The sequence below is a fragment of the Mucilaginibacter paludis DSM 18603 genome (genome assembly GCF_000166195.2).
Taxonomy (GTDB): Bacteria; Bacteroidota; Bacteroidia; order Sphingobacteriales; family Sphingobacteriaceae; genus Mucilaginibacter; species Mucilaginibacter paludis.
Genome location: NZ_CM001403.1, coordinates 5,974,344 through 5,986,882 on the forward strand (window position 1 = coordinate 5,974,344; position 12,539 = coordinate 5,986,882).

8 protein-coding genes are annotated in these 12,539 nt (G+C 44.1%); 4 read left to right on the forward strand and 4 right to left on the reverse strand.

The window, feature by feature from the left end; all coding sequences use genetic code 11:
• Nucleotides 1-16 precede the first annotated feature (16 nt).
• The gene (locus MUCPA_RS25075) at nt 17-1,114 is read left to right on the forward strand and encodes an efflux RND transporter periplasmic adaptor subunit (RefSeq protein ID WP_008510178.1); all 1,098 of its coding nucleotides are present in this window, start codon (nt 17-19) and stop codon (nt 1,112-1,114) included.
• Nucleotides 1,115-1,183: 69 nt separating this feature from the next.
• On the forward strand, nt 1,184-4,324 hold the full coding sequence (locus tag MUCPA_RS25080) for an efflux RND transporter permease subunit (protein WP_008510179.1): 3,141 nt from the start codon (nt 1,184-1,186) through the stop codon (nt 4,322-4,324).
• Between the two features lie 114 nt (nt 4,325-4,438).
• Here the strand turns inward: MUCPA_RS25080 and MUCPA_RS25085 are convergent, their stop codons facing one another.
• The gene (locus MUCPA_RS25085) at nt 4,439-5,335 is read right to left on the reverse strand and encodes a helix-turn-helix domain-containing protein (RefSeq protein WP_008510180.1); all 897 of its coding nucleotides are present in this window, start codon (nt 5,333-5,335) and stop codon (nt 4,439-4,441) included.
• Between the two features lie 171 nt (nt 5,336-5,506).
• Here MUCPA_RS25085 and MUCPA_RS25090 point away from each other — a divergent pair, with 171 nt between their 5' ends.
• A complete protein-coding gene (locus MUCPA_RS25090) occupies nt 5,507-6,868 on the forward strand; it encodes a sugar porter family MFS transporter (protein WP_008510181.1) in 1,362 nt (453 codons plus the stop codon).
• A gap of 15 nt (nt 6,869-6,883) precedes the next feature.
• Nucleotides 6,884-10,204 carry a DUF5107 domain-containing protein gene (locus tag MUCPA_RS25095; protein WP_008510182.1) on the forward strand — a complete coding sequence of 1,107 codons (3,321 nt, stop codon included), beginning with the start codon at nt 6,884-6,886 and terminating at the stop codon, nt 10,202-10,204.
• Nucleotides 10,205-10,240: 36 nt separating this feature from the next.
• Here MUCPA_RS25095 and MUCPA_RS25100 read toward each other — a convergent pair whose 3' ends face one another.
• Genes MUCPA_RS25100 through modA form a run of 3 tightly spaced genes read right to left on the reverse strand, consistent with a single transcriptional unit; the run spans nt 10,241 to nt 12,302 of the window.
• Nucleotides 10,241-10,855: an ATP-binding cassette domain-containing protein gene (locus tag MUCPA_RS25100; RefSeq protein WP_008510183.1), complete on the reverse strand. Its 615-nt coding sequence runs from the start codon at nt 10,853-10,855 to the stop codon at nt 10,241-10,243.
• Complete coding sequence (gene modB / locus MUCPA_RS25105; RefSeq protein ID WP_008510184.1) at nt 10,852-11,523, reverse strand: molybdate ABC transporter permease subunit; 672 nt, start codon at nt 11,521-11,523, stop codon at nt 10,852-10,854. The genes MUCPA_RS25100 and modB overlap by 4 nt, the downstream gene beginning before the upstream one ends.
• A 29-nt stretch (nt 11,524-11,552) precedes the next feature.
• Nucleotides 11,553-12,302, reverse strand: coding sequence for a molybdate ABC transporter substrate-binding protein (gene modA / locus MUCPA_RS25110; RefSeq protein WP_008510185.1), 750 nt, complete (start codon nt 12,300-12,302; stop codon nt 11,553-11,555).
• Nucleotides 12,303-12,539: the final 237 nt, after the last annotated feature.

Sequence of the window (12,539 nt, forward strand, 5' to 3'; positions counted from 1 at the left end):
TATTTTATATATAGAAATGAAAAGAGAAGCAATTATTGTCGGTCTCTCAGCAATCATATTTTTAGCTGCCTGCAAAGAACAAAAAAAGCCGGATACGGAAAATAAACAGGTATGCATAACCGATTCGTTGGCTAAAATTATCACGATGGATACCGTTAAAATGTCCACCGTGAAGGATGAGCTATCTCTATCCGGCCAGGTCTCTTTTGATGATAACCATGTGGTTAAAATTTATCCCTTCTCGAGCGGACAAGTGGTTGATGTAAAGGTTTCGCTGGGCGATAGGGTAAGCCAGGGCCAAACGTTGGCCACTATTAAAAGTGCCGATGTGGCGGGTAATTATTCCGACTTATCGTCAGCAAAATCTGATGTTTCCATCACCAAACGCCAACTGGCCCAAACCGAATATTTGTATAAAAGCGGTATTGCCAGCGAAAGGGATTATACCGAGGCGCAGGAAAACTATAACAAGGCCTTAGCTGCCAACCGCAAAATAGAGCAACAGATCAGCATCAACGGCCACGGTAGTACCAATGCCAGCGGCCAGTATGTAATTAAGGCGCCAACCAGCGGTTATATTGTGGAGCGTACTGCCAATCCGGGTAGCTTTATCCGCCAGGATAATGCGGCATCGTTGTTTACCATATCCGATATGAAGGATGTATGGATCTGGGCCAACGTATTTGAATCTGACATTGCCAAAGTAAAAAAGGGCTACGATGCCAAAGTAACCACGCTTGCCTATCCCGACAAGGTTTTTAGCGGAAAAGTAAATGATGTAAGCTCGGTGCTGGATCCTGAAAACAAGGTAATGAAGGTTAAAATCACCTTGCCCAATAAGGATATGTTGTTAAAACCCGAGATGTTTACCAATGTAGTGATCACCAATACCGAAGGAAAGCAATCGGTAGCTATACCTGCTGCCGCGGTTATTTTTGATAGCAGTAAAAACTATGTAGTGGTGTATAAGGATAAATGCCACCTTGAAATAAGGGAAGTAAGCGTAATTAAAACCGTGGATAGCACCACTTATATTGCTTCGGGCTTAAAGCCGGGCGAAATATTGATCTCAAAAAATCAATTGCTTTTATATAACGCTTTGGCGGGCGAGTAATCGATACAGCCTTTAAGCTATAATTTACGATTTTAACAATCAATCCCAATAACCTGAAAGGGTAGTGATATGAATAAATTCATTAAAAATATAATATACTTCTCATTAAAGCACCGTTATTTTGTGTTTTTTTTAACCGGTGTTTTGGTAGTTCTGGGTATTTGGAGCTATAGTAATACACCCATCGAAACCTTTCCGGATGTAACCAATACTCAGATCATCATTATAGCCCAATGGCCCGGAAGAAGTGCCGAAGAGGTTGAAAAGATGATCACTATCCCGATGGAAACGGTGCTAAACTCGGTGCAAAAAAAGGCTAACCTGCGTACTACCTCATCCTTCGGCTTATCTTACGTACGGATTATTTTTGACGACGATGTGGACGATGCTTTTGCGCGCCAGCAGGTTTTAAGCCGTTTAAGTAATGCCGATTTACCCGATGGCGTGAAGCCCGAAGTTGAGCCCCCTTACGGCCCAACCGGCGAAATTTTCAGGTATACCATTAAAAGCAAAACCAAATCGATCCATGAGCTTACCGCCATCCAGGATTGGGTGCTTGACCGTCAGTTTAAGTCGATCCCTGGTGTGGCCGACGTGAATAGCTTTGGCGGCGAAGAAAAGGATTACGAAGTAAGCGTAAACCCCGCCTTGCTGCAAAAGTATGGCTTGACATCGCTGGATGTTTATAATGCCATTAACCGCAGTAATATTAACGTTGGTGGCGATGTGATTGAAAAAAACGACCAGGCCTATGTAGTGCGCGGTATCGGCTTGATCAATAATATTGCCGAGATAGAAAACATCATTATTAAAAATGTAAACAACGTACCTATCCTGGCCAAAGATATTGCCCATATTAAAGAGAGCGGTTTACCAAGGCTGGGCCAGGTTGGGCGCGATAAAAATAACGATGCCATTGAAGGTATTGTAGTGATGCGCAAAGGCGAAAATCCGTCCGAGGTATTGAAGCTGATTCAGGATAAGGTAAAGGAGCTAAACAGCCAGATATTACCCAAAGATGTAAAACTGGATGTATTTTACGACCGCACCACCTTGATGGATTATGCGACCGAAACGGTTATTCATAATTTGATTGAAGGGATTGTTTTGGTTACCGTTATCGTGATGCTTTTTATGGCCGACTGGCGCACTACCTTAACTGTGGCCATCATTATCCCGCTCGCCTTGCTATTTGCATTTATCTGCCTCAGGTTAAAAGGCATGAGCGCCAATTTATTATCGATGGGCGCGGTGGATTTCGGGATTATTATCGATGGGGCAGTGGTAATGGTTGAAGGGATCTTTGTGGCTTTGGATCACCGGGCCAAAGAAGTAGGGATGGAGAAGTTTAATAAGCTGGCCAAACTGGGCTTGTTTAAAAACGTAGGTGCCGAAATGGGTAAGCCCATCTTCTTTTCAAAAATGATTATTTTAACCTGCCTGGTGCCCATATTCGCGTTCCAAAAGGTTGAGGGTAAAATGTTCTCGCCACTGGCTTACACGCTCGGCTTTGCTTTATTGGGCGCTTTAATTTTAACCTTAACGCTGGTGCCTGCCTTATCGAGCATTCTGCTTAGTAAAAACGTAAAAGAAAAACATAACCCGGTAGTTAACTTTTTTGAGCGTGGTATTGGACGCATGTTTAATTTTACCTATAAAAATCAAAAACTGAGCCTGCTGGTTTCTATCGCGGTAATGGCTTGCACATTTTTCTCAGTTACTTTTTTAGGAACCGAATTTTTGCCGCAGTTAAATGAGGGTGCACTTTGGGTAACTGCCCAACTGCCCATGAGTACATCGCTCGAAAGCTCGGTGAATACCACTAATAAAATGCGGCAAATATTAGCCACCTTCCCCGAGGTGCGCCAAACTCTGTCGCAAGTGGGACGTACCAATGACGGTACCGACCCTAAGGGCTTTTTTAACGTACAGATCCAGGTTGATCTGCTACCGAAAAAAGAATGGAAGCGGAATATTACCCAGGAAGAGCTCATTGCAGAAATGGATAAAAAGCTAAGCCAGTTTCCGGGAATTATCTATAACTACTCGCAGCCAATTATTGATAACGTTGCCGAAGCTGTGGCGGGAGTTCCGGCATCGATGGCTGTAAAAATATTCGGCCCCGATTTTAAAACGCTGGATACTAAGGCCGATTCGGTGATGAACGTGCTTAAAGGCATCCAGGGGGTTGAGGATTTAGGTATATTGCGTAATTTGGGCCAACCCGAGTTCCGGATAGAGCTTAACCAGGCTAAAATGGCCTTGTACGGTGTGTCAACCAGCGATGCCAACTCGGTTATTGAACTGGCCATAGGCGGTAAAGCAGCTACACAGCTTTACGAAGGCGAGCGTAAGTTTGATATCAGGGTGAGGTACCAGGAGAATTATCGTAACACCCAGCAAAAAATTGAAAACCTGATGGTGCCAACTTTAAACGGTGCCAAAATAGCGATCAAAGAAATTGCAGATATTACCCAGTTAACCGGGCCCGCCTTTATTTACCGGGATAATAACATGCGCTACATTGCAGTGAAGTTCTCGGTACGTGGCCGCGATTTGGGCAGCACCATTGCCGAGGCACAGCAAAAAGTAAATAAAGCGGTAAAGCTCGATCAAGGTTATTCGTTTACCTGGAACGGCGAATTTGAAAACCAGATCCGCGCCTCCAAAACGCTGTCGCGCGTAGTGCCTATCTGTTTGCTTGTCATCTTCCTGATCTTGTTTACCATGTTCGGGAACGGGAAAGATGCCTTCCTGGTTATCCTCAACGTACCTTTCGCGTTAATAGGTGGTATCCTGGCCCTGCATATCACCAACATGAACTTCAGCATCTCGGCAGGTATTGGTTTTATCGCTTTGTTTGGGGTTTGTATCCAAAACGGCGTTATCCTGATTTCGGTGTTTAAGAAAAATATTGAAGAAGGCAAGCATCTCGACGAAGCTATTCTGACCGGTGTAATATCGCGCGTGCGCCCGGTTGTGATGACGGCCTTAATGGCGGCCATAGGTTTAATGCCGGCGGCCATATCAACAGGTATAGGCTCCGAAACGCAGAAACCACTGGCTATAGTAGTTATCGGGGGCTTGGTGACTTCAACCATACTTACGTTGTTGATTTTGCCGGTGATCTACGCCATGTTTTACAAGCTGATACACCGCAGGGAAAACCGTAAGCTGTTAAGCAAAATGGGGATGGTAAGTAAGCAATAATATAGTTGTCAGTCCTTTTTTTAAAGGTGGTTAGTGCCGACTGTTCCGGTGTTAACCACCTTTTTTTGAGCCAAAAACCTGCTGTTTAAAAGGAGCCTTCTTTTTTAAAACAGGTTATTTCTTATACTGCGCTTTATAGTTAGACGGTGAAAGCCCCGTACATTTTTTAAACAGCCTCGAAAAATAATAAGGATCTTCAAACCCTAATTCGGCGCATATCTCCTTAATGCTCCGGCTGCTGAAATAAAGATACTCGCACGATTTATGAACTTTAAGCTGGTTGAAATATTGTACCGGCGAATGCCCGGTTTTGATTTTGAAGAGCTTGCTGTAATGTGAAACTGATAAGTTTTGTTGCCTGGCCAGTTCTTCGATGCTAAAAAAATCATGAATGTTCTGTTTCATAAAAGCGATAGAACTGCTGATGGCGTCCATATCGTAAAAAGCTGGATTGGTTTCTTTGTTATAAACAAGCGATGCTATAAAGTGAAACAGACTAATGTTGGCAATCTCTAATTCACGGCTGTGATGGCTGTTCTCCAATATAGATATGATCTGGTTAAACTCATCTATCCTTTTTTTATCGTAGGGGATGGGCCGTATATCCGGGCCATTTTTATCCGCGTATCGCTCGTATATCAGATCTGCATGTTCGCCAACAAAATGTGCCCAGTAGATACTCCAGGGTTGGCTTTGATAGCTGCCATAATGGTGCGGCCTATTTTTAGGGATAATAAAATACGTATTAGGTGTAAGTTCATATCTGTTTGTTCCCATCTCAACATAACCGCTTCCTTCGGTGCAGTACAATAAAATATATTGGCTGCTACCCTCTTCGCGTTCCCTGTCGTGTAAGTGGGCAAGCGGGTAGTAACCCATCTCGGTGAGATGGAATTTACTGGTCAGTTCGTTTTTAGCTGCTTGCTTTTTAGTTAAGGCAGATAGTAATATGGTTTTTTGGCCAACAAAACCTTCTTTAATCTTTTTAACGGATTCTTCCTTAGTATTCATTGTAAAAACGAGTAGTTAAAATGCCGTAATATAATCTATCTTTTTGGGTTTTATGAAGTTTATTCAAAGTTTGCAGCATAATATTGTCCATTAATGATGGTATATTGTCCATTTCTATCAGGCTGGTCAATTTTTAAATTTATCAAACCAATTAACCTGATAAATTTAAAAATGAGTATACCCAACGTTAAGGCACAGGTATCATTTAACAATACCTACATTATCGGCATTTCCTTTATCTCGGCCCTGGGCGGGTATCTTTTCGGCTTTGATTTTGCTGTTATCTCTGGTGCGCTTCCTTTTTTGCGGACAGAATTTCACCTGTCGTCCTGGTGGGAAGGCTTTTTAACTGGTTCGTTGGCCTTAGGTTGTATTGTAGGTTGCCTGGCTGCCGGTAAATTGGCCGATAAATATGGGCGCAAACCAGGGCTGCTGGTGGCTGCCTCCATATTTGCCATATCATCATTGGGTATGGCTTTTTCGCAAGGGCTTACGCAGTTTGTATTAATGCGTTTTGCCGCAGGTATTGGCGTAGGCATGGCATCTATGCTTAGTCCGCTTTACATCGCCGAAATTTCTCCGGCAAGCATTCGCGGGCGCAATGTAGCTGTCAATCAACTTACCATTGGCATCGGCATTTTAGTAACCAACCTGGTTAACTACTGCCTTGCCGATAAAGGGCCTGATGTTTGGCGGCTGATGTTTGGCCTGGGCGTTATACCATCCATTTTATTTTTTGTGGGCGTGATATTTTTGCCCGAAAGTCCCCGCTGGCTTATGCAGGCGGGTAAGGAGCTTAAAGCGGCTGCCATACTCAATAAAATCGGCTCGGCCCGCTTTGCCCAAAATACCTTGAAGGATATTGCTATCTCGTTAAGCGGCAATCAACAACGGCAATCCTATAGCGCAGTTTTTGCCAAGGCAGTTCGTCCGGCGGTTATCGTTGGTATTACATTGGCCGTTTTCCAGCAGTTTTGCGGTATCAACATTGTTTTTAATTATACATCAACCATCTTTAAGTCGGTAGGGGCTAATTTAAATAATCAATTATTCCAAACGGTAGCCATCGGCATAGTAAACCTGTTGTTTACGGTTTTGGCTATGTGGCAGGTTGATAAGCTTGGCCGCCGCCCTTTAATGCTGATAGGTTCTTTAGGCTTAGCAGTGGTTTATATCGTTTTGGCCATCCTGTTAAAAGGACATAGCAACCCTTTGCTGGTTTCGGTATTTGTGCTCATAGCCATCGGGCTGTACGCTACATCGCTGGCGCCGGTAACCTGGGTGCTTATATCAGAGATTTTTCCCAACCAAATCCGTGGTGTGGCATCCTCCGTAGCTATCGTGAGCCTTTGGGCAGCCTACTTTATACTGGTATTTACCTTCCCCGTTTTAACAGAAAATCTGGGCACCTACGGGCCTTTTTACCTGTATTCGGCCATCTGTTTCCTTGGGTTTTTATTCATCAGGGCCAAAGTCAGCGAAACCAAAGGCCAAACATTAGAAGAGTTGGAACAAAATTTAGTATCACATTAATTATAACACAATCACATGAAAGTGAAGGCATGGGCAGAAACGGTTATGATCCCTACTTATGGCATTGGTAAGCCTGATAAAAATCCGATGTTTTTTGAGAACCGTGTTTACCAGGGCAGCAGTGGTGTAGTATACCCCAATCCGGTTATCGAAAAAATATACGATGATAAAACCGATCGGCCGTATAAGGCTCTGTTTTTAGAGAACGACTATCTTAAAATAATGATACTGCCCGAATTGGGCGGACGTATACAGATGGCCTACGATAAAATAAAGGAACGGCATTTTATATACTACAACCAGGTAATTAAGCCTGCGCTGGTAGGTTTATGCGGCCCATGGATTTCGGGCGGGATAGAGTTTAACTGGCCGCAACATCATCGCCCAAGTACTTTTGAGCCGGTTGACTTTAATGTAGAGGAGAGCCCGGATGGTAGTAAAACTGTTTGGATCAACGAGGTTGAGCGCATGTTCCGTACCAGGGGGATGGCCGGGTTTACGCTGTATCCCGACAAAGCCTATCTTGAAATTAAAGCTAAGCTGTATAACCGCACTAACCTGCCGCAAACCTTTTTGTGGTGGGCTAACCCAGCCGTAAAAGTAAATGATTACTATCAATCCGTTTTTCCGCCGGATGTTAATGCCGTGTTTGACCATGGCAAGCGGGATGTATCTACTTTCCCGATAGCAACCGGCACTTATTACAAAGTAGATTACTCGCCCGGAACGGATATTTCCCGGTATAAAAACATACCAGTGCCTACATCCTACATGGCTGTAAACTCCGGGTATGATTTTGTTGGCGGATACGAGCATGACACCCAGGCAGGCGTATTGCATGTGGCCGATCATCATGTATCGCCAGGTAAAAAACAATGGACCTGGGGAAATAGTGATTTTGGTGTAGCCTGGGATAAAAACCTGACCGACGAAGATGGCCCTTATATTGAATTAATGACAGGGGTATTTACCGATAACCAGCCCGATTTTGCGTGGCTGATGCCCTACGAAGAAAAAACTTTTACCCAGTTTTTTTTGCCCTACCGTGAACTTGGTGTGGTGAAAAATGCGAATAAAGATTTTCTGATCAATTTTGAGAAAATAGATCAGGAGCTGGAAGTGAAAATATTCGCTACATCTGTACAATCAGGTTGCACGTTAAAAGTATATGCAGGCGGTGTCCTGATTTTTAAAAAAGTAATCAGTGTGTCGCCGGATCAAATTTACCGTAAGGTGATTAAAATCAAACTTAACGAGAATGATTTTTCGCTATCGCTTAGCGATGCTACAGGTAAAGAGATTATCAGTTATGACGCTACCCAACAGAAGGAAAATGATATCCCGGAAGCCGCAAAGCCAGCACCCCAGCCTCAGGATGCAGAATCAACTGAAGAACTGTTTTTAATTGGCCAGCATCTGGAACAGTACAGGCATGCCACTTATAGCCCGGTACCCTATTATCAGGAGGCCTTAAAGCGCGAACCCAAAGATGCACGCAATAACAACGCCCTTGGTTTGTGGTATCTGCGCCGCGGCCAGTTTACACAAAGCGAACCGTATTTCAGGCAAGCCATTAAAACTATTACGGGCAGAAATCCTAATCCGTATGACAGCGAGCCTTACTATAACCTGGGCCTTTGCCTGCAATACCAAAATAGGATAAACGAAGCTTATGATGCCTTTTTTAAAGCTACCTGGAGCAATGCCTTCCAGGATAGCGGATATTTTTCGGTTGCCCAGATCGACCTTCTCCGTGGTGATTATGAGCTGGCGCTTGAGCATATTAACTGGTCTATCGACAAGAATGCGCGTAACAGCCGTGCTTATTTAATTAAGGTTATAGCCTTGTGGAAACTAAACCGCGCAAACGAAGCCGTGTCGATTGCCCAGCAAGGGCTAAAGCGCGATCAGTTTAATATCGGCGTATTGTTCGCTTTGTACCTTTGCTATAGCTCGCTCGGTTTTAAAACGCAGGCTACCGAAACATTAAACCAGGCATTAAGGCTAAGCCGGGGTACGTCGCATAATTTAATTGAATACGCTATCGATTTTTCTGCTGTTGGTTTATATGCCGAGGCTGCCGATCTGTTGTTGCATACCGATGCTGCCTATCTGGATGAACCCCTTGTTAACTATTACCTGGGCTATTTTTATCACCAGGCGGGAGACGAAAAAGCTGCAATTTATTTAAAAAAGGCAGCGTTGGCTAATTCCGCCTATTGTTTCCCCAACCGGCTTGAAGATATTGCCGTGCTAAAAATAGCCATGGAGTTGGATGCTGACGATGCTAAGGCGCCTTATTATTTGGGTAATTTATGGTACGATAAGCGCCAATACGATAACGCTATTGAAAACTGGCTAAGCTCAGTTAAAATAGATTCATCTTTTCCCACAGTTTTAAGAAATTTGGGTATAGCCTTTTTTAATAAACTTGATGACGAACAGGCCGCCGTCAGTTATTTTGAAAAGGCTTACCAGCTTAACCCGCATGATGCGCGGATACTGATGGAACTCGACCAATTATATAAGCGCCTTAATAAAAAGCCCGAAGAACGTTTGGTGCTACTGGAACAAAAACTTGAGGTTACACTATCCCGGGATGATTTGTACTTGGAGCGGGCCGCTATTTATAATTTTACCGGCTACTATAACCAGGCATTCGAGCTCATCATGCAGCACCAATTTCACCCTTGGGAAGGGGGAGAGGGCAAAGTATCCGGCCAGTATATTTACAGCCTGGTAGAACAGGCGAAGCAAAATATTGAAACAGGTGATTTTGCTATCGCGATAGCAAAACTGGAGCAAGCGCAATTTTATCCCGATAACTTAGGAGAAGGCAAATTATACGGCGCGCAAGAGAATGATATTTTTTACTGGATGGGGAATGCTTATGAAGCAATGGGTAATCAACAAAAAGCAAGGGAATGCTGGCATAAAGCGGCTAATGGCTTATCAGAACCAAGTGCTGCCCTGTTCTACAACGACCAGCAACCCGATAAAATATTTTACCAAGGTTTGGCCCTGATGAAATTAGGACGAGACGATGAGGCCATGTTGATTTTTAGCAAGCTTGTAAACTACGGCAAAAAACACCTACATGACGAGGTGAAGCTGGATTATTTCGCCGTATCGTTACCCAATTTATTGATTTTTAAAGGAGATCTGGCTCGGTTAAACCATATCCATTGCCTTTATATCTTAGGTTTGGGTTACCTCGGGCTGCAACAGTTTCATGAAGCGGAAAGCTGTTTTAACAAAGTGCTGCAGGCAGATGCCATGCATCAGGGCGCAAAAACGCATATCCGCTTATCCCCGAAAGGGAAACTAACAGCTTGAACTCAACACTCAGCCATGCCCCTCTAAGTCTCCCCTTCAGGGGAGATTTAGAGGGGCATCTACAGTATCAATCTCGTCCGGGTTGTGGCTTACTATCAAACATGTACTTCCCAGTTCGCCCACCAGCGCTTTTAATCCCGTAATAATCATTCCCCGCATCTCGGGGTCTAAGGCTGAAAAAGGTTCGTCCATTAGTAAAACCTGCGGCTTAATAGCCAATGCCCGTAAAATAGCCAGCCGTTGCTGCTGCCCGCCAGATAAATATTCGGGTTTGTGCTTGGTTAATGTCTCCAGTTTGCCAAAATGCAGCAGGCGTTCAATCCATAATTTATCCCCGGTAGCATACTCAAGGTGCTGCTTTACCGTCATGTTAGGGAAGAGCGCGTAATTCTGGAACACAAAGCCTGTTTTACGTTGCTGTGGCGATAGGTTTATCCCGCGTGCAGTATCCTGCCAAAGCTCATTATTTACCGTTATTTTGGCCATTTCGGGGATGATCAGTCCGGCTATAATTTTAAGCAACGTTGTTTTACCCGATCCGGATGGGCCGTATATTTTGGTGATGGCGCCCTTTGTAAATTGCGTGTTTAACCGGAGTACTTTATTCCCCTCGTAGGTACGCATTTTTTTTTCAATGTCGATAACTATCATTCCAAAGGGCTTTTGGCGGTATGCCTGTTAAAAATAAAAACCGCCATCACAATGATAAAGGTAATGGCAAACAGTACCAGCGAATAATTATTGGCGCTTGCGTAGTCCATGTTTTCAACCGAATCGTAAATGGCGATGGATGCCACCCGGGTTACATGGGGGATGTTGCCGCCAATCATCAGCACTACGCCAAACTCGCCCAGCGTATGGGCAAAGGTGAGCACCGTAGCCGTTAATAATGACGACCGGATGTTAGGCAACAGCACATGCACAAACGTTTGCATTTTGGTTTTCCCTAAGGTATAGGATGCCTGCGATAGCGACAATGGCAATTGCTGCAAAGCCGATTTAATAGGGCCTATCATAAATGGTACGCTGTAGATAAGCGATGCCAGCACCAAACCCTGGAACGAAAAAACAAACTGAATGTTAAAATGATTGGCCAGCCATTTACCCAACCCGCGTTGCGGACTAAAAGCCAGTAACAAGTAAAAGCCCAATACCGAGGGCGGTAGCACCAGGGGCATGGTAATGATGGCCTCGATGATGATTTTGATAACCGAACGCCCCCTGGAAAGCCAATAGGCCAGGGGCAAGCCCATTACCAATAACAGGGCCGTAGTAATACCGGCCAGCCGCAAGGTTAACCAAATGGGCGACCAATCCATCAGCAATCAATTAAGTTTTTGTACCTCATTTAATCCGTGTGGTAACCATATTTTTTAAATATAGCTTTCGCGGATGAAGATAGCAGGTATTTATAAAATTTTTCGGCCTGGGCGTTATTTTGGGCATGCTTTAAAATAACAATGCCCTGTTGTATTGGTTCGTAAAGTTTAGGGTCGATAGCGGCCCAATACAGCTTTTTGCTTTGGCCCGAATCATAAATGAACGATTGGCTGGTAAACCCTGCCGAAACGGCATCGTTAAAAATATACGTATTTACCTGCGATATGCTTTCGCCGGTAACCAATTTAGGGCTTATCTTGTCCAGCAGCGCCAGCTTAACCAGGGCTTCTTTGGCAGCCTTGCCGTAGGGTGCAATGGCCGGGTTTGCTATCGCGATCTTTTTGATCTCATCTTTTAATATCAGCGTTTGCCAATGTTTTACATCCAGGTTTTGTGTGCTGCAAATAATCAGTTTGCCCAAAGCATAAACCACAGGCTTATCCAACGTAAATCCATCCTTGTACAGGGCATCCGGGAAACTCATATCCGCAGAAAGGAACACATCGAAAGGTGCCCCGTTTTTGATCTGCGCAACCAGGTTACCGGATGAACCGACGATGGGCTCAACTACAATGCCGGTTTTGCTTTTAAAATCAGCATCCAAAACCTTAATTACCGATTGTAAATTGGCCGCTACAGCAACCTTTAAGCCTTGGCCGAAGGCCGGAGCAGATAGCAGGATGGTGATGATAAAAAATGATAGCTTTTTGATATTCATTGATCGTATTGGTTTGATAGCTATTGTATGCCTGTTTAACTTTAACTTCACAGCAGGCTTGAACAAATATACCAATAACAAAAAAAGAGTGGGTGAGTTTCCATGAAAAACGAATAGCCTGTCAATTAAAAAAAGGGTAGCTCCGGTTGGGGCAAAATAGATATTTGATAAATTGCTACAAACAGGTAGTCCATATTGGGCAGATCATCTCCGCGCGATCAGCCCTCTGCATACTTA